This window comes from Fructobacillus tropaeoli, from assembly GCF_016860625.1.
Classification (GTDB): domain Bacteria; phylum Bacillota; class Bacilli; order Lactobacillales; family Lactobacillaceae; genus Fructobacillus; species Fructobacillus tropaeoli.
The window spans coordinates 40,547-63,843 of the sequence record NZ_BOJU01000001.1 but is presented as its reverse complement, the minus strand read 5'-3'; the positions used below and the strand labels follow the sequence as shown (position 1 = coordinate 63,843).

Below are 23,297 nucleotides of genomic sequence, written 5' to 3'. Positions count from 1 at the left end.
CCAGTTATACATAATAAAAACAGAAAGGAAAATGACAGTAATGGGTCAAAATATAATAACAAGTGCGACTTCAGGTTCAAACCCAGACATTATCATTAAGCATCAATTTTCAAAATGTCGGTCTGGCTATGTGGATTATTTATTGGACCATCGTGGTAGAGATGAAGAAGTTACCAGCATTCAAAACGACCAAGACATCTTAGGGCAAAATTTAGCTAAGAAAAATGGCCGGTACACTGATTATGTTGAATATGGAAAAAAAGAATACGCGACAGCATTGGAAGAAAATGTCCAAGATGATTTAACCCCAACTTTTTCCAAAAACAAATTTAATTTAAGTCAACCTGAGCTACAAGATATCAAGAAAGAAATTAATCAAGCTACAAAGAACAATAATTTGATGTGGAAAACCGTAATTTCGTTATCCGATAATTTTCTAGTGAAACAACAAATTATGGATAACGTGGTTGATCGTAATCTTGACCAACGTCGTTTAAAAAAAGTTGTGCAACAAGTGATGCCTAATTTATTAAAGGCGGAGGGTATTGACCAGTCAGCCAATTGGTTTGGCAACATTCATTTGAAGGGAGATATTAATGATCATCACATTCATATTCATTTAGCAACTTATGAAGTCAATACAAAGCGACCAATTAAAAAAAACATCCAAAACGGTCAATTAGAACCAAAGGGCGTCTTTAAACAAAAGACGATTAATCATTTAAAACGAGATTTTTGGAACGCTGCAAGATTAGATAAAAATCAAGAAATTGAAAGAAATTTATTAATTAAAAGACAAATTGATAGTAAAAAACTAATTCAAAGTTTTCAAAAACAAGATACTTTTTATCATAGCTACCAACAAAAGGAAATGTTAAATGCCATTATTCATTTGTTACCTGAGGATTCAAAAAAATGGCGTGCTAAATCGAATGCAATTGAAATGAAGGCTGCAAATCAATTAGCAAATGACTTTATTCAAGACTTTTTAAAAAATAGTCCTGCTAACCTAGACCTTCTGGACGATAATGAAAAATTGCAAAAAGTCTATCAAAAGGGTTATGGTCATTCGACCAAAACTGATCAATATGCTCGTAATCAACAGGAAAAAATTCAAAATCGATTAGTCAATGAACTTTATCGCACAATTAAAAATCTTGAACCTCAATATTTTGAAATTGATTATGAACAAGAAGAACGCTCGCTTGAAAAACATGTTGAAATCAAAAATCGATTAGAAGAACAAGTCAAAGAATTAAGAATGAAAAAGCAACCCGTACCCAAAAAATTATCCAAAGAATTGGGACGACAAAAAAGGGCCATTCATGTTTTCCATCGTGAACAGGAACTTGATGATTTAAAGATCAAGCAAGCTAACTTAAAAGACAAGCACGATGGTTTCTCCCTTTTCCAAAACGAACAGATTCAACAAAGAATTCAGTATTTAGAAATTGATCAAACCCCAAATTTCAGACTTTCCGATTCACAAAAAGAAACAAAACAAGAACTAGCTTGGCAAACAACATTACCGGAGAAGGCCGACGTTAAGCTGGTCAGCGATTCATATTACAAGTATCACCTGAAAAAAATTCAAGATGAACGTGTCTTGCTAACGGATAATGAATCATCCATGGAAACCTTATCAGATAAAGAACGTCAAGACGAATTGACCTTACTGGAAAGACGGGAAAAAATCTTATTCGCTAAACACAAGATATTTCTCAATAATGAATTGATGCAATCATCTGAGTTAAGTGCCACTGAACGGCGGAAATTACTAAATGAAAATCGTAATCAATTTGAACATATTAATTCACTTAATAATGGTCAACAAGATGATGACAAAAAAGTTCGTGCTACTAAAATCCAACAACCAGTAAAGCATATTGCCAAAGCGAAAAAGCATTCATTCATTAAATTGAACTCACTCGGCGTAGAGGCCATTTTAAAGCAACTTGCTAAGGATGACAGCCAACGGGGAATGGACGAGGCAGAATACGCTTATGAAGCGGAACAAGCACGTATTAAATCAGCAGAACGTAAGAAAGAGTTGGAGGAGTAATGATGAACACACAGGAACAGAATTTACTTTTTCATCAAGTGGTCTCGGGAGATGATTCCAAACTTGAGCGTTTAATGAACAGTTATCAAGGACTGATAGTCAGTTGTGTGCATAAATATATACCTGAACATGCTAGTAGTCGTAATGCAGATTTATATCAAGAATTATTATCAGCAGGCCAATTTGGTTTGCTGAAAGCCATCAGAGATTTTAATCCCGAAAAAAGTAATAGTGATTCTCATACTCATTATCTATATATACGAATTAATCAAGAAATTTATATGGCATTTAATAACTCAAAGCACACTTTATCCTACTCAGGATATCAGTTGCGCGCTAAGCACCAATTAAAAAAGGAAATCAGTCTTTTACAAAATGATTTAAATCGAGAGCCGTCGATTGATGAATTAGCCAATAAGCTTGGTTGGAGCCCTCAACGCGTAAAAAATGGCTTACAAGAACTCACTTACAAACCAACTATTCTTGATGATGATTTAACTACTGATCCAGACTCAAATGAAAATGAGCAAGATGTTCATAACAGTGTCCATTCAGCAATGAATAAATTAAACGCAAAAGAACGAATGGTTTTATTTTTAGTATACGGATTTGATATGACAGGCCGTGCTAGATCAACACAGGAAGTTAGTAAATTATTAAATGTCAGTCAACAGCACATTTCCAAGGTCAGTCAGGATGCACGTCAACAAATGGCAAGTATGATACAAGATAACCTTAAATAATTCTTATTCATGTACTTTTTTACATTGCTCAAACAAATTCTAAATTACATTGTATATTAGCTTGTTTGCTGTTAGAATATATTCATAAGCTTGTAGGAACACAACTGCTGAATTCGCCTTCATATGTTGCAGTTCCTCAGGCGGATTAAGGACACGTCAGTGTTCTTTTTTTTTGCCTTTTTTATTTATAATTATATTTACAATTATAAATGTAAGTATAATTACGTTTGCGAAAACTAGGGGACATCTGTAAATTATTCAAACGCGACCATAGTCTTAATAGAAAAAGACAAGGAGCGCAAAGATAATGACAGATAATCCAAATTACGTCTCTGTTGAAGAATACCTGACCTATGAAGGGTATAAGTGGGGCAAACCAAATAAAGGTGGCTATCGTTTGTTAGACGGTCATGACAGCTTATTTGTTAATTTTTCTCGCAATAACTTTGTTTGGTTTGCCCGTGATCAAAAAGGCGGCCTTCTCCGCTTGATGGATGCTTTAGAAAACAACACTAATAAGGCAGAGCATATTCAAAAATTAAAGAAAATTCGAGATGAGCGGACGGGAGACTTTCATCCTTCCGTCGATGAAGATATTGAACATGTGCAATACGACTTTCAATCGTTAAAAACGAGTCCAATTTCAGATCAATCCAAAAAATACCTTGAAAAAAAACGTGGGATCCATCCCATCTTAGTTAATTTACTTGCCGATGGCGGATTTTTAACAGATCATTTGAAGAAATTTACCAGGAATGGCCATACGAAGACTATTCATAACCTCATGTACAATTGGCGAGATTCTTCTGGAAAAATTGTTGGGTCTGATACACAAGCAACGATACCAACTAAAAATCGAAATGATAAGCACCAGGGCTACTGGAAGGGGATCATTCAAGGTAGCCCGGCTTCTTATTATGGTTTTAATTTTCGCTTCGGGGCTTCTGAAAAAAAGCAACCGGATCGATTAGTGATTACAGAAGCTCCAATTGATGCTATCAGTTATTGGCAAATGCACTTTAAAGAAATTCATGACAAACATGAACAAGTCGCTTTTCTCTCGTTATCAGGAGTAAAAGACTCGGTCTTAAATCGATATATTTCAGACCACTATTTAAACGCGGATAAAGGTGAAATTAACTTGCCTAAAAGTATCCATTTCGCAACCGACAACGATAAAGTTGGAAGAAAGTTCGCTAAGAAGTATGCTTTGATGTTAAGTCGCTTGAATTCCTTTGACCAAGTGGAATTGAAAATTGATATACCTGCTGATTTAAATTGTAAGGATTGGAACGATCAGTTGCGTTATTCCTCAACGAACGAAACACTTAGTTACGACATAGATGCCATTGATCAAGTACCCTATGCAAGCCCTAAGCAAGAAGAAGCGTTCTTACAAGATGAGCCAGCTTTACCTAAAGAATTTGAAAACTCACCACTCAAGAAAACAATGGACCAAAATCAAACCCAATCAACCAACATCACCACAAATGAGGAAGATTTAACAGGCTATCAAGAAGTTAACGAAAACCCTCAAGAAGGCCTTGAGTCTACTGCTGAAGAAGAACTCGCCACTCAAGATGCCGAAATGAAAATTTAAGGAGCTACCATGCAATCAAAAGATTATGAACTTATCATTCATCAAACATTTGTACAGACTGGGCAACTATGGATTCACTATTCATTGCTTAACCAAGAAGGACAGGGGGTACACAACCAATTTATGCCTTTATCAGATTTGACGGAAGGGTTGAATTACGCAATTTATCAATCTAAATTTGCTATTTTGAAAGGAACCCAAGGGCAAGTTAATCAAACAGGAGAGTCAAATCAATCTTTATTGGATCCTAAGGCAACGACTCAAATTCAAACCGATTTAAAATCGCATAAGGCAGTAGAATCGAATGATCCAGAGTCATCTTTGCAAGAATCTAATTCGTTGCCGGATCCATCTCATGTTCATGATTTTGCCTTAAAGGATGAATCTGACTCTCAACCGGATAATGCTGCTATAACAACTGATTTGAACGATAATGCTACTTCATCTGCACAAAATAATGAAGAAACGGCTACTATTAATAAAGTTTCTACAATTGAGCCCTCAACGGAAAGTGATCTGTTACCAGATGTAACAGATGAAGAGGCCAAAGCCGTTGAGGTGACCAATGAAGAAGTGAACCAAAAGAATATCACAAATGCTGATACACTTTTTGATGCAATGGCTGCTGCTGAAGACAATGAGTAGGATTGGTAGAGCTTAGGGGAAAAAATCATGTCTGCAATTGAACAATTTACAACAAACTTATCTCAACAAGTTTCAGATCATCCTGAACAATATGTTGTGATTGGGCGTGATGAAGAAACGCGAAAGGTGATTGAATCCTTACAAAGGCGAACTAAAAATTCGCCGGTCTTAATTGGTGAACCTGGTGTTGGAAAGACCGCTGTTGTCGAGGGGCTAACCAAACGGATTTTAAATGGTGACGTACCGGAGCGATTAATGGGAGTGCAAGTCCTTATACTGGAAGTGGCCTCACTTCAGGGTGACAGCTTTACCCAAAATTTTGAAGCTCTTATTCAAGAACTAAAAGAAAAGCGCGATGCTTATGTTCTGTTTATTGACGAGGTGCACACGATTATGGGTGCTGGTGCAAGTCGAGGTTTACTTGATATGAGTAACCTGTTGAAACCTAGCTTGGCTCGAGGCGACTTTCGAGTAATCTCAGCAACAACCACTGATGAATACCATGAATACATTGAACCGGATGCGGCTTTGGAACGGCGTTTTCAAAAAATCATGGTCAATGAGCCAAGTGATGATGAAGCCAACATCATTATGAGGGGGTTGAAACCTTCTCTTGAAGCTTTTTATGATTTAAAAATTGATGATGAAGCCATTCACGCTTCCATTCATTTATCCAAACGATATATCAATGACCACTTTCTACCTGACAAGGCTATTGATTTGTTAGAAGGTGCCGCAGCCCGTGTGACTTTGGAAAAGAAAAACAACCTTGTCCTTGCTGACATCTTAGATCAAGTGCAGGAGGTGACGGGAATCCCAACTGAATCGTTAAGTAAATCCAATGTGCAACGCGCCTTAGAACTTTCGGAAATTTTATCAAAGCGGGTATTAGGACAAGTGCGTGCCACTGATACTATCAGCCAAGAAGTTCAAAAGGTGGCTGTCAACCACAACGATCCAAATCGTCCATTAGCTGTTGAATTGCTACTGGGTCCAACAGGTACTGGTAAGACTGAATTAGTAAAGACAATGGCCGAGGTTTTATTTGACTCAGAAGATAACTTATTACGATTTGATATGTCAGAATTCGTTGATGCCCAAGCAGTTGATAAATTTATTGAGCGCGCAACGGCCGGTATCATGAAAAATCCGTATACCATTGTCCTCTTAGATGAAATTGAAAAAGCTTCTCCAGCTGTTTTTGATTTACTCTTACAAATCTTTCAGGACGGTATCTTGACTAACAAACGAGGCAAACAAGCTGTTTTTCGTAATGCTTATATTGTCATGACCTCTAACGAAGGCTTTAAATTTATCAATGATCAAATGAAGTATGGTGGTTTGCCAGAGGGTAAATTTAATGTTCAAGATAAGAGTATTGAACGTGGAATTAAAAAAGAATTACAAAATCGGTTCCGGCCAGAATTAATTAATCGAATTGACGATATTATTATGTTTAATCAGTTGAGCATGAAAAGCATTCAGGCTATTACAGCTAAAAAATTCAAAGAATATGCTCAAATGGTGAAGCATGAAAACGGTTGGAAAATTCTTTATGATGATGAGGTGATTAAATATTTAGCTCAAAATGCCTTCAATCCAGAAGAAGGGGCACGACCAGTCCAACGGACGATTAATGATTTAGTTGATACCGTTGTTTCTAAACAGATTCTGAAATATCAGCTAATCAATCCCATGGGCAAGTATGCTATGCGCTTAAGGGTTGCTAAAAATCCAAATCTTCAATTAGCGGAAAGCAGTCTTTATGACGATCGAAAATTGAAATTTTGGATTAAACCACTCATGGAAATTTCTTAAAGCTAAAGGGAGAATTGATTAACAATTCTCTTTTTTATTGAGTTGGGGACATCAGTAGAATATTTAACTTCAACCATAGTGTATGTAGCAAGAAAGAATTTTACGTCTTTTTTGAAATAAAATCGTTGGAGGAACGATAATGGTTGATTTAGCAGGAAAAGCAAAGCAAATTGCAGATGCTATGCACACCGCCTCAGGATGGGTGCTTATTTTAATTGTCGGCTTAGCTGGATTGTTAGCTGTCGTTGCTGGTGTACATTTTTTTGGTAGCGATCGCGAGGGGACTGAAAAAGGAAAGAGCAAGCTAAAGGCAATTTCAATTGGACTTTTGGTCTCGTCTATTGGTTGGGTTGTAATGCAAATGTTGGCTCAATATTTTCAAGGACTTTCATCGTAAGCGCTCAAAAGCAGAGGGAAGTCCTCTGTGTACATAATTTTAAAAATTTAAGGAGCAAAAATGTCAAAATACTTAATTATTACTGAAAAACCTAGTGCTCGTAAAAATTTTGAAAAGGCTCTGGGTGGGAAGGCTGGTCATTTTGATCAATTTGATTATGAGCTTGTTAGTTTGCACGGACACATGTTAGGACTAGCAGCTCCTGAAAATCAAGTGCCAAAAGAACTAAGTAAAAAATATCAATCATGGTCCCTTGACGATCTCCCCTGGGATATTAGTCCTTTCCAGTGGCGTAATCAGTACACTTCTTCCTACAACCCAAAAACAAAAAAAGAAAGCTCCACCAAACGTGAAGTTGATGCAATTAAGGAAAAAGCAAAAATCGCTGATGCCATTGTGATTGCAACCGATACTGACCCTTCAGGCGAAGGGGAACTATTAGCTTGGGAAGTGTTGTTTGCCATCAACTGGAAGGGTAAGGTTTTACGTGCGAACTTTTTGGATGAATCTGCGAAGTCTATTCAAAAGGCCATGACTAACCTACGTGATATTTCAGATCCTACCAAAGATGGTGATTTAATTCGTGGTAATGCACGTAATCGCTGGGATTTTATTTCGATGCAGTTGACTCGAATTGCAACGACTGCTTCCCGTCAGTATGGTGGCTATAATATACTTTCCAGGCAAGGACGACTTAAGTCCGCAATGCTATATAAAGTCTATGAACAAGAAGAAGCTATTAAAAACTATGTAAAGATTCCTTATTTTGAAAACCGATATAAGGACAATGCTGGTAATATTTACTCCCGGTCAGTAAAAAAAGATGATGAGCAAGTTCCTTTTCGTTTTTCTTCCAAAATGGAAGCTGAAAACGAGAAGGAGGGTTTGATTTCTTCCGGAACGCCAGTGATTATTTCTACTAAGAAAAAAGAGACAAAACCTCCTAAGTTATTAGATTTATCTTCACTATCAGCTCTCCTAGCTAAAGATGGTTATAAAGCTAAGGAGGTTTTGGAAACTTATCAAAAGCTTTATGAAGATCAGATTGTTTCTTATCCTCGAACTGAGGATAAAACGATTACCCCTGAGCAGTTTAATGATTCATTGCCAAACATTGATAAAATCGCAGATTTAGTTGGCGTTGATGTAAGTAAACTTACGAACAAAGCGCCTCGTAAAACACACGTTAAAGCAGAAGGGGCCCACGGCGCCAATCGACCAGGGCCCCGTGTTCCAATTAGCTTAGCCGACCTGAAAAAGTATGGCATGTCTGGTCCCAAAATTTATGAAATTCTCTCAAAAAACTTTTTAGCTATGTTTGCCGAGAATTACCAATATGAGCAAATTAAGGCTGAAATAAAAGAGAATCCAAGTTTTACGACAATGATTAATCGCCCCTTGGTAAATGGCTGGCACGATATATACCAAGAACATGAAGAAGAGGAAACCAATTATAAAAATATTGGGAAAAATGCAGAACTCTTCATTCATGAGGGACAAAATAGTAAACCATCAGCACCTACATGGTCATGGCTCAAGACCTTCCTGCAAAAAAATGAGATTGGCACCGGAGCGACTCGGACAAGCACCTATGCTGATTTGACCTCTCCCACAAAAAAGCAAGATGCTTATATTCAAGACAAAAAAGGGAAAATTCAACTTACTGATGTTGGTAGGGTCGCTGCATTCGTTGTGAAAGGGACTTTCATTGCGCAACCAACAACTACGAAACAAATTTTTGATATATTTGATCAAGTTGGAAAATTTAAGGTTGATATAGCTTATGCGATGAAATCATCTAGTTTGACCGTTGCCCATGATATGCCAATCATTATTGATAATGCTAAGAAAATGCAAGAAGTATTGGGTACACCAAGTCAAAAGTTAGTAGTACCTGATATTGTGAGCGGTATTTGGACCAAGACAAATCAAGAAATCCAATTTAATCGTTCATTTAGTGGGCATCGCTTTACTGATGGGGAAGTAGAAAAACTGCTTAATAACGAGAAAATATCAATTCAAGCTACCAGTAAAAAAGGCAAAGTGTACACTGCTTCGGGTCAGTTAGAAGAGAAAGTCATAAATGGCCGGACTTATGTTAATTTTGTGCCAGATTTTTCTAAAGGCTAAAAGTAGAATAAATTTATGGTGAGGAAAAGAAAATGTCATTTAATCAAACAACATTAAAGAAGTTGCGTAATCAAGAAGAAAAGGAGGCCAAGGCCAAAGAACAATTACAGCAAGCAAAAGCTGATTCAAAAAAGCTTAAGCAAGAATTATTAGTTGGTTTAGCTGAAGAATTGATGGAAAAGTTAAATACAACTGATGTTTAAGTTGCCTATGATGCCATTCAGTCATTTGATTCTGTAAATGATAGTGGTAACAATGAGGTACAAGGAAATTATGAATAATATGGTTTTCTTAATTCTGTATAAATCCTAAAGCACGTGGCAATGCATAGTCATGTTTCTAGATTTGTTAATTTGAAATGTTTTTACTGATAAGCTTTTTACTTAATAGGGTAAGAGGCTTTTTTATTACCTATTATTTTAATATTTATTCTAATAATACGAACAAATATCTATATACTGTTCTTAGCGTATTAAGAATTGAAATAGATAATGATGAAAAATGGCAAATTCAATCATCATGAAAAAATAAGGCATTAATACGCAGAAATCTCTTTTTAAGAAGAGTAACAATAACATGGTAAAATTAATAAAAACAGGTACATATGAGAGGAAATTTTAGTGGAGTCAAAACAAAAAATGTTACATTCTCTAGCACCAAACGAGAATTTAAAAAATGACAGTCATTATGAATCCTATAAGGTCCATTTAAGGAATGCGTTGAATAATAAGCACATCCATAATTTGGCTATTACAGGGAAGTACGGAAGCGGCAAGTCTTCCATTATAGATACATTTTTTTATGAAGAAGGTAACTTTTTAAAGGTTAGTTTTTCTACTTTTGATGGATTAAAAGAAACAGATCCAAAAAAGTCTAAAGGAATGATATTTGCAAATATTATTAATCAAATTATTTATCAACTAGATCCAAAGCAAATCCCATTAACACGATTTAAAATCAAAAGACCCATCTCTAATATAGATAAATTCATGTCAATAGTAGAGTTTCTTTTAATTGTATTCCTAGTCCTTATACCTAATCGTAATGTTACATCTTGGTTCTTACCGTCTCTTATTTTATTTTTCCTCTCTTTTTCAATTGGTGCTGTTATTCTTTGGAGATTTTTTTCCAAAATAGAAATACGAAATTTTAAATTTTCAATAAAACCAGTGGATACTGAAATAAATATGGAAAGTGATGATTTATTCGAAAAATATACGGATGAAATTAAATATTTATTTGACCACTCTGGAAAATCTGTTTTAATTATTGAAGATTTGGACAGGTTTGAAGATATTTCAATATTCGATAAACTAAGAGAACTAAACATTAAACTAAATATCACAAAAAAGTGGACTTTTATTTATTTGATTAAAGACGATTTATTTGAAAATAAAAATGACCGCGTGAAATTTTTCGATCAAATAATTCCAGTGATACCATTTATTACAACTAATAATTCTTTTGATAAATTGAGAGAATTGTTTTCTGGAGAAAATATTAATCCGAGATTACTACGTATTCTCAGCCAGTTTATTGATGATTATCGTTTGCTATTGAATATTCATAATGAATATTCAATCTATTCAAACATGTCTAATTTAAACAAAAGCATTGAAGTCGAAAATCATGATTATATTAATAAACACAATGAATTATTAGCGTTAATAGCCTATAAAAATATCTTTCCAGACCAATTTGACAAAATACAAAATGGAAAAGGTTTGCTAGGCGATATTGTTAATGACTTCAGAAACAATATCAAAGAACAAAAAAATAAAGTTTTAGAGTCAATCGAACAATTGCAAGAAAAACAAGCTAACGTTGCAGCAAAAAATGAAACTGAATCTTTTTTACTATGGGCTATAAAAAAGGGAATTAAGTGGCATACAAAGGATTATCCCTATAGTAAATCTTTTATTAACAATTTTGGTACTGTTGAAAAAATTATACAAGAGGAACTATATATTACCGATGATGTTGAAAATGATTTTGATGGCCCATATTCACAATATAAAGAGAACGCAGATGATTATATAGAATATCTATCTCCAACCGTTTATTATGAACCTGAAATGAAAAAATTGAATCGTAAATTAGCTTCTTTAAATACCCCTAATTTAAATGATTATAATTTCCCTCAAATTTCTAATATTGATGGACAAGAAGATGAACAAGAGTTAATTCGTGCTTTAATAAAAAATGGATTTATCACATTGGATTATCTTAATATAATAAATCATTACTATGGCGATGTATCAACTCAGATATTTATGCGTAAACTATATACCTCGTCATCAGAAATTGATTTTAATTTGAGATTAGGTGACATACCTGGTTTGGTTGAACAGCTTGAAGAAAAAGATTACGAACAAGCTCAAATTTTAAATTTTGAATTAATAATATGGCTTTATAAAAATCAATATAATACATTTGAAAAGGTACTTAAAACTGCTAGAAATGCTAATATCAATTTTATTGAGGAATTAATTAACTTGGATTCAAGTTACTATGACACGATTACACAAATATTCCCAACAATTGAATTTAATTTGCGCGTATTAGCTCCCATTCAAACATATGATATTGCCTTAAATAATCGATACAGTCTGTCTCAACAAAATATTCAATTAATCATAGACCGATTAAAACCGAATATATCGCCTGAAAAATTTATCCATTTGATAAACGCTGCAGATGTTTTTCATGAATTTAAAGTTAATCTCATAAAAAACATAGTAGTCAATCCGCGGATAAGTAAAATTTCTTTAGTTAAAAAAGAATTTGTTGATCTTTTATTGTGCAATGATGGTTTTGAGCCAACTGCTTCAAACATGAACTACTATATTGAACACAATTCATTCAGTGAAGAACTAAATGATTTTATTAATAGAAATGAAATTATATTTGATGAACCTCTAACTAGTAGCACACTAAAGTCAACACTTGTAGAAAATTCGTTATCCGAGGAGAGGCTAAGAAGAATGTGGGAGCAATATAGCGGTGATAAGTTAAAGGCTCCAGATATTTCAAATGCTACCAATTACCTGATATTAGTTTTAATAGAATTTCATTATGTTGAAATAGATAAAGAACTATTAATATTATTGAACCGGAGGGAAGTTGAAGTTGATTCAACTTTCTTCTCACCCGAAGTAATGGAACTCCTTATAAAAGATGCCATTCAATTGAGCAATCCGCTGTTAACATTATCCTTGCACGAAGAAAATCAATTGACCGATAAAATTTTTGCAATGAACATCGGTACTTTATCAATGAATGAAGTGAAAAAATATATACAGCGGCGAAACTTATCTCAAGGTAAATTTATTAAAATCATGGAAAAAACTCGAGGTCACGAGAAAATCAAATTTAATGACGACGATGATAAAATAAATATTGCTATTTTAGAATGGATGAAAGACAACAGAATTATTAAGGAATTCCAAATTACCAATAATAAATTGCAACCACTATTTGAAAAATCTCCACTTAAGAAAGATAATTAATTATATATCAATTTATTAAGTGGACTAACGTTGCCTTGCAAGAATATCTGTCTGAGCTTGTTAATCAGCAAGAAAACAATTTAAATCAATGAGTTTTGGCCTCCCAATGGGAGGTTTTTTTTATTACTCAGTAGGAGGGTACATCAGTAAATAATGACAAAACGACCAAAGTAATTGTAGAAACAAAAAATGTGAGGTAAAAGATGGAAAATGTTTATTACCACGCACGTGGTCACAACACTGGTCAAATTTATTACACAAAAGATAGTGAGGCAGCAATTATCCGACAAATTAACCAAGATTATCCTTGGCAAAGTAACAATCGGCCCCAATTACCAGAACCACTTTGGGTGGAGGGGGGAGCCAAATGATTTCTCTTTTTCATCAATTCTTTCTGTTTATTCTGGAAGTGTTAGGGTCATTATTATTTATTACTGGATATTCTAAATTAACTAAATTGAGAAGCAAGCGAGATCCTTATTTCGGTCGCCGTGTTTTTCAAAAAGGTACACCGGCATGGGTGACAAAAAACATGATTGCTACCGCGTGGGTTTGCGTGATTATGACTAATTTTTTCATGATGATTGCTTTTGCATTTTATGATGAATTAGTTGGGATTAACCGAGGCAGTTATGCTGATCAGTTTAATCGAGTAGGATCGAAATTATTTGACTATATTAATCCGTTTAATTGGGTTCAGGTGTTGTCACCTTTTCCACACACAACACCAATCAACTCTTTAGCTTGGACGATGTTCTTTACCGGCATTTTCATTTTAGGCTTATATCATCTCAGGCGGCAGTGGCGAAATATTAAAAACGATCAACAAGATGAGTTTGGTGGTGCTGAATGGACAGAACCGTATGAAATGAGGCAACAGTACTTAGCAGTCCCAGACCGTGGTTTAGAGTATGAAGGTTTTGGCTCAGTGCCTGTTGGCCATCAATTTAATCTGTCCCATGAAGGGTTGCGTTTGTTTTTGGCGACAGTGAAGCCACATTTAATTCCTAAGAAATTACTCAAGTATACTTCTTCAGCTCAAGGAGAATCGAATCCTTCAAAAAAGAATATTCCTGGACAATATTTTATTGATCCAAAGACTACTAATACATTATTAGTAGCTGATACACGTGCGGGAAAAGGGAAATCAATCGTTGAACCAACGATTGATTTAATTGCAAGAGGGTCAGGTGAACAATCATTAATTATTGGCGATTTAAAAGGTGAGCTGTCAACGATGACAGTAGACTTGTTACGGCGACATAATTATGACGTTAAAATTGCTAATTTTGATAACCTTAATTATTCTATGCCGATTAACTTGCTCACTCAGGCTATCTATTATGCTAAAAAAGGCAACTATCCTAGAGCACGATTGAAGGTTAGTCAGTTGGCTAACACTATTTTCCCTGATGAAGGTTCAGATGCCAAAAGTAAGTTCTTTACGAATGGAGCAGCCGCAACATTTTCAGGTTTGGCTTTGGCAACGCTATGGCTGATGCGTAGAGAAAACGACTGGGATCGTGTGACAATCGCGAATGTGGCGGAGATGTTACAGGTATTGGGAACGATGGAAGAGTCTGTTAGTTCAGCCACGGGTGAACGTTTCTTAAAACCTGTTGAGGCCATTACTTTTCAAGACCGTCCTAAAAACAAGAATAAATTGGATATGCTTGTGGACTGTTTCCGTATTTTGCAAAAGCAAAATATTGAAAATCACCAGTCCGATCCGCTCTTAGATATGGCCATAGCTGCCTTTAATCAATCAGGTATGGGTGGCTCCGAAACAAAGGGTAACATTTATGCCTCGATGTTTTCCGATATTGAAATTTTCACCTCTGATATTAATGTGCGCAAGTTGACGACAATTAACGATTTTCGCTATTCATCAATTGGATTCCCTCGTGTCATGGAACTTCAATTACCACATTATTTTGGCAATCGTAAGGTTCAAATCAATTTTAAAGTTGGAGACAAGGAATATGAGGACTTGGTGATTGCCGACGAGATGGGTCTGGTTCAATATGCCATTGAACCAAAACTGGACGACGAGACCACCTTTAATGTCACTTTCACTAATGCTGAAAATAGGCAAGATCTTGAATCTTTGCCACCTAATATGTCCCTGGTCGATAAATATATTACGGTTAAGGCCTATAAAAAATATGAGACAGCTGGTTTTGGCTCTAAGGCGAAAAGGGTTAAGGATGAATATTCAGGACTAGATGTTATTGATGGTTATGCAGTGCGGTCCATTAAGACGAATATCGAATCCGATCCGGTTTATGGCGAACTTGAAATTAGTTTTGATTATTCTGAAAAGCGTACAGCTCTTTTCGTAATTTTACCGCCTTTAAATCAGCAATATAACACGATTGCAATGTTCTTTATTGAACAGCTTTATCAAGAAAATTATGACTGGGCCCAACGTAATAAGAATAAAGTTATTAATCGAATGCACTTCTTAATGGACGAATTCGGAAACTTCCCTAAGTGGCCTCGATTGGAAACCAAACTATCCTCAGCTCTGGGCTATAATATTGAATTTACTCTGGTCTTGCAAAACCTGGAACAATTGACTGATGTTTACGGTCAACAAACGGCAGCGACTATTCGTGCTAACTCGTCTAACTTTGCTTATATTAAGACTTCTTCGCAAGATACAGCAGATGGTATCAGTAAGATGCTGGGTAATCGAACGATTGTATACTCAAATCAAGGCCAAAATAATGCAGAAGGCGATAATCGAAATCGTCAAATGAAGGAGCAACCTCTCTTAAATCCTGAACAACTTATGAAATTTAAGCCGGGCCAAATGCTATTCTTCCGGGCAGCAAAAAATGAGGATAAAAAGGGCCGTTTAGTCGCTACTAATCCGATTTATGATTATGGCTGGACTGCTATGCCAGCTTCCTATAATTTATTGCAAGGGTACTTAAATCCTTCGCCAGAGTTGGCCAAAATTAAAGTAGATAGTCCACAGCGGTATATCAACCTAGATGATTATCGAATTGATTATCTAAAGCTCTTCGATGAATTGTATTTAGAAACGCATCCAGCCTATGCTGAATTTTGGGAAAAATATCAAGCCAGTTTAATATGATGAAAGGAAAAAGAATATGACACAACTATCACCATTTCCCGGGAAGGGCTTTTCTGATTTTGATCAAAACATTATTCAGTGGGCTACTGGGGATCATACGACAACAAATGGCGACAATCCTTTAATTAAGTTCTATTTGGATCGTAAAGAATGGCTACAGCCAAATACAAACGTCATCAATAATTTACTTGGATGGATTCAAAACATTTGGTACGGTTTACTGCACGCATTAGCTACGGGAGTAGATTATTTGATTCAGGCAGCGTTATTTCCGTTGTATACGTTACCAAAAATGCTCATGGAGGACACCGGCTCTCAACTACATGTACTATATCTTGCCTCAGTTGCGTTAGGGGCTGGATTAATGGGTATCTACTTCATTATGTCCATGATTGGCTATATGACGAGTGCTAAAACAGATGTTTTAAAATCCAAAACCAAAAACATATTTGGAAATTTAGCCATGATTTTATTGTTACCATTCATTTTTTACATGGCAGGAAGTTTGATGAATTCGATTGTTGGAAATTCGAATGGTTCGTTAAATTTCGCCGATACACCCCTGCAAACCAATACGTTGGATCTGGAACAGTGGGCAATTAATAATTTTAGCCAAGCTCCTTTTTCAGATGGTGCGCCAATCTATAATAAGTTAGGTCAAAATAATGAAGTGCCTGATTTCACAGATTCTATTGGAAAAAGTGACGTTGGTCCGCTGGACGATTACGGAACAAAAAAATTAAATAATAACAAAGATGATCATATCGGTAGCGTTTTTAACTATCAATTACAAACAGTCCCTTCTACAACCGGTGGTGTTCAATATGGATTAACAAAAATTGACCTTGATGGTGGTTTTTTAAAAGGTCTTGGTGTAAGTTATAAGCGCTATCGTGTCCAAAATATTCCAGCAACAGGCGCTTTTATTATCATTATTGTAGTTGGCTTTTTGATGTCCATTAAGATTATGCGTGCTTCAATTGGAATGTTTGGAAAGATAATTGTGGCTCCAGTAGCAGCTGGTCGTGATGGCGCTAATTCAGTTGAAGGCATTAAAGGGACAGCACAAGATATTGTAAATGGCTATTTGGGTATATTCCTGGATTTGTTTATGCTTCAAATCTTTGCGAGTTTAATTGGCCCACTACCACATAGTGTAGCGAACCAGTTTGCAAATGCTGGTGGTTTTATCAAAGGAATTATCTACCTACTAACAATGGGTGTTCTGGCTTGGGCTTGTTATGATGGATCCTCTGCTATCGAAAAGCAATTTGGTATGGCTGGTGGTGCTAAAGGTCAAGGATCGTTTATGGGCCGTATGGCAGCACCAGGTGTTGCATTGGGAGCATTAGCAGGAGCAGGTGCCACTAAATTGAATGAGCACCGCAAGATTCGCCAAGAACGTGCACGGCAAAATGATAAGCCAAAGGATAATCCCAATAATCCAGTCGTTGATCATGGGAACCAAGATCAAGAAAAGGCTGAGCAATTATCTAATGCCGATACACCAGAAGAAAATCGCGCTGACAGTAGTCAGCCAATGAGTTCTGAAGATAAGAAGCAGTCTGATGGTAGCGAAAATTCAAATCAAAAAAAGAATGATAAGCTTGGACAGGACTCTTCTAGAAAACTTAGTGATTCCTCTGAAACTAATTCTCCTTCTGAGAAAAATCAATCGAACAAGAATAATCCAACAGAAGGGACTCCAGCAGGTAAAAAAGCCACCGATGAAAAAGGTAGTTCCTCAAAATCAAATACTAATAACCAAGGCCAAGAGGCTGCAGATAAGTTAGCTAGTTTCAGTGATGCCAATGAGAAATCTGAAGATGGTGCTAGTGGCAATCAGAATAAGGTAAGTGACAGTTCCACTCCTTCAACTCAGCAACGTCTAGAGCAAATGGAGCGCCAACAACGGCAGCGCCAAAGTGAAGAACGAGTTCAACGAATTCGTCAAAAAGCGGCGCAACGCCAAGCTCAATTAAAACAAAAACGACAACGTGCAATGCAACAATTGGCACAAGATTCAAAAGATCCACATCAGTCAGCTCATCAAAAATAAATGGCTCATTTTTATATTCGAATTAGTAGAGGTCAAGCCCTTAAAAAGGCTGGCCTTTTTGCTTTTAAACCGCTGTCATGCTATATTTTGATTAACTAAGTAGAAGGCGGAAATGAGTTATGTTGAAAACGAAAAGTATATTATGGATTGTGCTTGTCACTGTCATTATTGTGATTGGCGGCGCTTCATATATGAAATACCACAATTCGAAGAACATGCAAAACACTGATCATTCTTCATCAAGTATCAATTCATGGAAAAAGAACCAATTTAAAATTGGGACCATCGAAGATGTCAAAAAAGCAGCTAAAACTAATAATGTTCTTGTTTTGTTTACAAATGACCCTAGTCGAAAAACCATCAGTGATAATACTAAAAAAGTAATTTTAGAACTAGAAAAGGAGAATCCAAATTCTTCACCAACTGTAGTGACGGCTGGTAACATTCGCCCAACTACTTTTGGTTTGAAGAGTACGATTCGAGATAAAACACTTTACCCGGATTTAAGTAACGTGACTAGTGACACGTATTCTGGTTATATTTCTACAATGAAAGCCCCTAAAGATGTTATGATTGGTGTAAATAAAGGGTGGACCGGGGAATCATCTGATACTGACAATGTCGACAGTGGCTTTGGAATTGGTGATTTAAGCCAAGATAGCGGAAATGGTCATGACAAAGATAGCTTTTTATTTGATTTAACTGCCGATTACTACGTTAATGGCTATAAAGATCGAAACACATTTATTTTTAAACAAGACAATAATAGTTGATTAAATTTATATATTAAAAAGGGAACAGGAGATGACCTGTTCCTTTTTTTGTGTCTAAAAATTTGTAATTAAGGTACATCAGTACAGGGCAAAAAAACAACCATAGTCATAATAGAAAACAAAGTGAGGTGTTGGATATGGCAAATAATAATTGGAGTGTTGCTTCAAAAGTTCGAAAGCAGATTACTTTTGGAAAAAGCAAAATCACTTTTAAAGACGTTTCAGTTGCTGGAGGATCACTCATTATAGGTTTCTTTCTTTTCAGATTCTTCCCAGCTGATCAAATGCCATTGGCTGTCTTAGCAATCTTGATTTTAGCTGCATTTACTTTTTATTTACTTTTACGGCCAGCAGATAATCCAGAAAGACGAAACTATGAACTATTTATGATTTGGCAATTTGATGCCAATCGTCATAAAAGAAAAAAGCATTATCGTGCATTTAAACTTGAAGATTTGGAGAAGTAATTATGCCACTAGTAAATGAACATGTACAAAAAATTAATAATACAGTATATGAACCAGAGAAATTTGATTTTTATGATCCAAAATTACAAAACAAAATGGATAATATGGTTGTCTTCTTAGGGTATAAGAGCCTAACGCATGACGTTCATAACTATATTGCTTTGAAAGACGGTACATATGCAGAACTAGTTTTAGTGCGAGGCATGTCAATTGCTGATTTAACAGGGGAACAAAGTCGTGTTCTGGTTAATGAAGCAGGGGAATTCTTTCGAGCTCAAAACGCCGGAACGAATATTAGCTTTTTTGGGTACAGCTTTAAAGTAAATACGCACAAGCAGCAACGGGCTTGGCAAACCAATAAAGAGTTACTTGAAGAAGAAATTAAAAATGAAACGAATACTCGTCGGAAACACCAATTAAATCAGCGTTTAAAAATGGTTAATGGTGAGATTAATCGATTAATTTTTGTTGAAAATAATTTTTGGTCGCGTGAATTTTTAATGGCGGTTTTCGCGAAAAATAAAGGGCAATTGGAGAACAAAATGATATTGCTAAGAAATTTATCTTCGGGGGATAATGCTCCGTTTCGGTTCCGAGAAATGACACGAAAGGAGAAAGAGGAACGGTTATACGCTTTAAATAATCCAGCTTCCTATATTGATTAAAATGAGAAAACTTTACGAAGGGCCAATGGTGGCCAACGAATATGATTTTCAAACTATATTGAATACACAACCTCATGGTGGCATTGATATTTTTAGTGATTATATCAAGCTGTCCAATGGCTATGCGCAATTTATGTATGTCCATGAAGTCAAATCTCTAGAATTACCTAACCACTGGCTTTCTCAACTCGCCACACTGCCAAATACAATTTTTATGTTGTCAACCAGTGTTGAAGATAAGAAGAGTTTTAATGAACGCTTAAATCGTGCAGATTCCAACCTTGAGGACACTTCTAAAGGTGGACTGACCGATGCCTTCACAGACAGCGGTGATGAGTTTGCTCGATTAGCATTTAATGTCAATAAGGCGGATCAAAAACCAATGCGAGTCTATATTCGTTTATTAGTTTATGCCGCCAACAAACGCGCGTTACGTCAAAATGTCAAAGATATTAAAGCAAAATTTACAGACTTTAAGTTTGCTACACTACGCGAATTTCAATTTGATGAATGGCGCTCAATGTGGACCCCAGCTAGTAAGCAATTAGAACTCTTAACGGAACGCCAAGAAGGCCTATCCATGTCTTCTGCTGATTTAGGCGGTGCTTATTGGCAAGATTCATCTAAACAAGATGATGCTTATGGAACGGTTATTGGTACCACATCAACCGGTGGTACCGTTATTTTTAATCCGTATTTGCGAGATGGACAAAATCGTACTCGTCCGTTTATGGGCTTTTTTGGTTCAGCAGGCTATGGGAAGTCAACATTGCAAAAAATGTTGGTTGAAGATGGTTTTAAGCGCGGGCATCGGATGGCTATAATGGATCCATCTGGTGAATATGCAGGAATTACTAAATACACTGATGGCATTTCGGTGAAATTAAATGGAGAAGATGGCTTAATCAATCCTTTTCAAATTTATAAGACAGTCACCGATTCCACGGGTGAGAATGTAGACGTGGTTGGTTCTTTTAACCAACACATTGAAAAGTTATTGGCAATCTACGGTTTTATGTCCCAAAACCTAACCCAGGAAATGCTGGCTGAAGATCGTATTGCTTTAAATTCTCTAATTACTGAATTTTATATTGATCGTGGTATGTGGACGGCTAATCCAATGAGAGATACCTCACAGATCAATATCTTTATTCCCGACAGTGAGTACCCAACGCTGAACCAATTTATTCCGTTCCTTCGAGCAAAAAACCGAGCTTTAAACGGCCGTGATGCTGCTGACAATCTCTTTTCGGCTGCCAGCTTGCACCGTATTATCGCCACTTTCGAAGTCATGGCATCTAAACATGGAACTGTCTTTAATGGCACAACAACGTTTCCCGACTTAAGTCACGAACAATTTGTTCGGTACGATGTCTCTAGTCTATTAACCACTAAAGATATTTTTAATGCAATGACCTATGTGGCCTTGACGATTGAACAACAAAATATCATTAATAATGGAAAACGTTGGCGACTTCGCCGTCAAAACGAAAATATACCTTATGATCAAGTTCCTCATTCTGTGATTGTTTTGGATGAGGCTCAAAATTATGTCCAAATGGATAATGCCTATAACTTGAATTACATCGTGTCCTTAATGGAACAAATGCGCAAAAACTATGCAGGCCTCATGCTTGCTATGCCAACGATTGAAGACCTAGGTGTCACTAATACTAATACAACGGATGCCAAAGCCAAAGAATACTACAAAAACATCAAAAAAATGATGGATTTACTGCAATATCGTTTCTTCTTCCATTTACCCGATAGTAACCTTGATACTTTAGATCAAATATTAGGAAATTCAATTACTTCATCAGAGCTGAAATCAATTACGCGCTTAAAAGCACGACGTACACTTTTAAATATTGATGGTGATCTTAATATCCAGGTATACGTTTCACCAACCGAGTCGCAATTAAAAAGGTTTCAAGGAGGTGATTAAATGTTTACTCAAAAATCATCTCACGGTCGAATTTTTTCTTTAAAAAAAATTCTACGTCCTTATTTTTTAATTGCCGGATTCTTACTTTTAGGTGTTGGCCTAATCATTTTTCTTTTTGTTTCGATAACTGAAGATGATAGTTGTGATACCGGCACTCAACACGTTGTTCAAACCGATACAAGCGGTGATACAGAGCAAAACGCTCAAATCATTTTTAATCACTTAGTTCATGCCGAGGGGTTCTCCGGTGCTGGTGCCGCTGGCGCTTTAGGCAACGCAGCTGGTCGAGAAGATAAAACGTTAGATCCTGCTGTAACTGGCCCTGCTGGTTCTGGTGTTGCCGGCATCTTTCAATGGTCCGGTTTCTCAAACAATCGTAATGGCGGTCGAATCACTCGCGAAGGCTCGATTAAGGCTAATGATAAAAGTACATTGACTTTGGATAATGAATTGAAATTAGTGTCGTGGGAACTGCATAACACTTATTCGGACGTTGCGCAGAAAGTAGGGAAGGCGACTGACCCTGCTCAAGCGGCTATCGATTGGTCAAGAAATTATGAAATACCAGGTGCACCAGGATCTGCAGCCGAGAAAACTGAAGACATTACTAGTTCTGCCAAAATGTATTATCAAAAGTTTGGCGGATCTTCTATTCAAGCCAATACGGCTATTTTGGGTGCTCGTGATGCAGCGACAGCCGGACAAAAGGCTGAGACAAATGGTCAACATGTTGAACTGGCTGATAACTGTGGTGATAGTGGCACAAATCCAGCTAACTCTAAAGGATATAGTCTTCCAGTTAAGGGCTCATATAGTCTTGGAACTGGTACCTATCCATCTTATAGCGAACTTTCAACAAAACATGATCATAATGGAGTAGATTTTCAAAATCAAAACCTAACCGAAGATGATGTTAAAAATGGTAATAAGAATTCGTGGGTATATGCTGTTCATGATGGAAAAGTGGTAGCAGTTAATCATAATAAAGATGAATTTGTAGTTATCATCAAACAAACTGATAATAATTATTCCTATTATGGCCATGCCATGAAAGAGCCTCCTGTTCATGTTGGTGACCAAGTAAAACGTGGCGATCATATTACGTATCAGGGATATGGTGGTGATGTTGAACCCAAAAATATAAAAGCAGCCCACGTCCATTTTGGTTTATCAAAAAAAGACTCCGGTTTCGGTGGCGATACTCAAACACCTAGCTGGAATCAACCAATTTTGTCGCCAGCTGATTATTTACCATTACCAGCTGCTGTTCTTCCTGATATCAATAAATCGAGTCATGATAATGATGATCGAGTCATTGGCTCAGGATTTACAAAATTCTTCATGGCCGCTGGTCAAGATTCTAATACAAATTAAAGGAGCG

The 23,297-nt window shown here is 36.3% G+C and carries 17 protein-coding genes; all 17 read left to right on the top strand.

Going from position 1 to position 23,297, the window contains the following annotated elements; all coding sequences use genetic code 11:
* Positions 1-31 precede the first annotated feature (31 nt).
* The 17 genes from mobL (at position 32) to FT12353_RS00180 (ending at position 23,290) form a co-directional block, all read left to right on the top strand.
* Positions 32-2,062, top strand: a complete 2,031-nt coding sequence (gene mobL, locus FT12353_RS00260) for a relaxase MobL (RefSeq protein ID WP_203616842.1) — start codon at positions 32-34, stop codon at positions 2,060-2,062.
* On the top strand, positions 2,062-2,805 hold the full coding sequence (locus FT12353_RS00255; protein WP_203616840.1) for a sigma-70 family RNA polymerase sigma factor: 744 nt from the start codon (positions 2,062-2,064) through the stop codon (positions 2,803-2,805). Before mobL ends, FT12353_RS00255 begins: the two co-directional genes overlap by 1 nt.
* A 307-nt stretch (positions 2,806-3,112) precedes the next feature.
* Positions 3,113-4,405, top strand: a complete 1,293-nt coding sequence (locus tag FT12353_RS00250) for a toprim domain-containing protein (protein WP_203616837.1) — start codon at positions 3,113-3,115, stop codon at positions 4,403-4,405.
* A gap of 9 nt (positions 4,406-4,414) precedes the next feature.
* Complete coding sequence (locus FT12353_RS00245; protein WP_203616834.1) at positions 4,415-5,050, top strand: hypothetical protein; 636 nt, start codon at positions 4,415-4,417, stop codon at positions 5,048-5,050.
* 27 nt (positions 5,051-5,077) lie between these two features.
* Entirely contained in the window at positions 5,078-6,868 is a 1,791-nt protein-coding gene (locus tag FT12353_RS00240) for an AAA family ATPase (protein ID WP_203616831.1), read from the top strand.
* 139 nt (positions 6,869-7,007) lie between these two features.
* Positions 7,008-7,265, top strand: coding sequence for a hypothetical protein (locus FT12353_RS00235; RefSeq protein ID WP_203616829.1), 258 nt, complete (start codon positions 7,008-7,010; stop codon positions 7,263-7,265).
* Between the two features lie 60 nt (positions 7,266-7,325).
* Positions 7,326-9,395, top strand: coding sequence for a DNA topoisomerase (locus FT12353_RS00230; protein ID WP_203616826.1), 2,070 nt, complete (start codon positions 7,326-7,328; stop codon positions 9,393-9,395).
* Between the two features lie 32 nt (positions 9,396-9,427).
* Positions 9,428-9,598, top strand: a complete 171-nt coding sequence (locus tag FT12353_RS00225; RefSeq protein WP_203616823.1) for a hypothetical protein — start codon at positions 9,428-9,430, stop codon at positions 9,596-9,598.
* 417 nt (positions 9,599-10,015) lie between these two features.
* Entirely contained in the window at positions 10,016-12,904 is a 2,889-nt protein-coding gene (locus FT12353_RS00220) for a YobI family P-loop NTPase (RefSeq protein ID WP_203616820.1), read from the top strand.
* 203 nt (positions 12,905-13,107) lie between these two features.
* Positions 13,108-13,275, top strand: coding sequence for a hypothetical protein (locus FT12353_RS00215; protein WP_203616817.1), 168 nt, complete (start codon positions 13,108-13,110; stop codon positions 13,273-13,275).
* Positions 13,272-16,007 carry a type IV secretory system conjugative DNA transfer family protein gene (locus FT12353_RS00210; RefSeq protein ID WP_203616814.1) on the top strand — a complete coding sequence of 912 codons (2,736 nt, stop codon included), beginning with the start codon at positions 13,272-13,274 and terminating at the stop codon, positions 16,005-16,007. The genes FT12353_RS00215 and FT12353_RS00210 overlap by 4 nt, the downstream gene beginning before the upstream one ends.
* Positions 16,008-16,023: 16 nt before the next feature.
* Positions 16,024-18,066, top strand: coding sequence for a DUF8208 domain-containing protein (locus tag FT12353_RS00205; protein ID WP_203616811.1), 2,043 nt, complete (start codon positions 16,024-16,026; stop codon positions 18,064-18,066).
* A gap of 119 nt (positions 18,067-18,185) precedes the next feature.
* Positions 18,186-18,839 carry a hypothetical protein gene (locus tag FT12353_RS00200; protein WP_203616808.1) on the top strand — a complete coding sequence of 218 codons (654 nt, stop codon included), beginning with the start codon at positions 18,186-18,188 and terminating at the stop codon, positions 18,837-18,839.
* Positions 18,840-18,976: 137 nt separating this feature from the next.
* Complete coding sequence (locus FT12353_RS00195) at positions 18,977-19,306, top strand: DUF5592 family protein (protein WP_203616805.1); 330 nt, start codon at positions 18,977-18,979, stop codon at positions 19,304-19,306.
* Positions 19,307-19,308: 2 nt separating this feature from the next.
* Complete coding sequence (locus FT12353_RS00190; protein WP_203616803.1) at positions 19,309-19,971, top strand: TraC-like domain-containing protein; 663 nt, start codon at positions 19,309-19,311, stop codon at positions 19,969-19,971.
* Positions 19,972-19,996: 25 nt separating this feature from the next.
* Positions 19,997-21,916: a helicase HerA domain-containing protein gene (locus FT12353_RS00185; RefSeq protein ID WP_239061145.1), complete on the top strand. Its 1,920-nt coding sequence runs from the start codon at positions 19,997-19,999 to the stop codon at positions 21,914-21,916.
* Positions 21,917-23,290: a phage tail tip lysozyme gene (locus tag FT12353_RS00180; RefSeq protein WP_203616772.1), complete on the top strand. Its 1,374-nt coding sequence runs from the start codon at positions 21,917-21,919 to the stop codon at positions 23,288-23,290.
* Positions 23,291-23,297: the final 7 nt, after the last annotated feature.